This is a genomic window from Vibrio sp. 1-1(7) (genome assembly GCF_013048485.1).
In the GTDB taxonomy this organism is placed as follows: Bacteria; Pseudomonadota; Gammaproteobacteria; order Enterobacterales; family Vibrionaceae; genus Vibrio; species Vibrio fujianensis.
Map to the genome: position 1 here is coordinate 1 of NZ_VHSP01000024.1, position 1,230 is coordinate 1,230.

1 protein-coding gene is annotated in these 1,230 nt (G+C 46.4%); it reads right to left on the reverse strand.

Annotation, left to right across the window (positions count from 1 at the left end; translation table 11 throughout):
* Positions 1 to 46: 46 nt before the first annotated feature.
* On the reverse strand, positions 47 to 1,230 hold a 1,184-nt coding region (gene tuf, locus FKN05_RS16465), incomplete at its 5' end, for an elongation factor Tu (protein WP_099609927.1).

The window sequence follows — 1,230 nt, forward strand, 5'->3', positions numbered from 1 at the left end:
CCTTTTTACTACGGTATAGTCAAATCATTCTTCACAGAAACTGTGATTAAGCGATGATCTTCGCTACAACACCTGCACCAACAGTACGGCCACCTTCACGAATCGCAAAACGTAGACCTTCGTCCATCGCGATTGGAGCAATTAGCTCTACAACCATCTTGATGTTGTCGCCTGGCATTACCATTTCTACGCCTTCTGGTAACTCGATGTTACCGGTTACGTCTGTTGTACGGAAGTAGAACTGTGGACGGTAACCTTTGAAGAATGGAGTATGACGGCCACCTTCATCTTTAGATAGAACGTAAACTTCTGATTCAAACTTAGTGTGCGGAGTGATTGAACCTGGTTTCGCCAATACTTGACCACGTTCTACTTCGTCACGCTTAGTACCACGGAGTAGCGCACCTACGTTCTCACCTGCACGACCTTCGTCAAGCAGTTTGCGGAACATCTCTACACCTGTACATGTCGTTGTGATGGTGTCTTTGATACCGACGATTTGGACTTCGTCACCAACACGTAGAATACCACGTTCGATACGACCTGTTACTACTGTACCACGACCTTGGATTGAGAATACGTCTTCGATTGGCATTAGGAATGCTTGGTCTACTGCACGCTCTGGCTCTGGAATGTAGTTATCTAGCGCTTCTGCTAGTTCTACAATCTTCGCTTCCCATTGCTCTTCGCCGTTCAATGCACCTAGTGCTGAACCTTGAATCACTGGTAAGTCATCACCTGGGAAATCGTACTCAGAAAGAAGTTCACGTACTTCCATCTCTACGAGTTCTAGTAGCTCTTCATCATCAACCATGTCACATTTGTTCATGAATACGATGATGTAAGGAATACCAACCTGACGACCTAGCAAGATGTGCTCACGAGTTTGTGGCATTGGGCCATCTGTCGCGGCAACAACTAGGATACCACCGTCCATTTGCGCAGCACCCGTGATCATGTTTTTAACATAGTCAGCGTGTCCTGGGCAGTCTACGTGTGCGTAGTGACGAGTTGGAGTTTGGTATTCTACGTGTGAAGTAGAAATGGTAATACCGCGCTCACGCTCTTCTGGAGCATTGTCGATTGACGCAAAGTCTTTCGCTTCACCGCCATATACTTTTGAAAGTACAGTACAGATAGCTGCGGTTAGAGTGGTTTTACCGTGGTCAACGTGGCCGATAGTACCAACGTTTACGTGCGGTTTCGTACGTTCAAATTTTGCTTTAGACA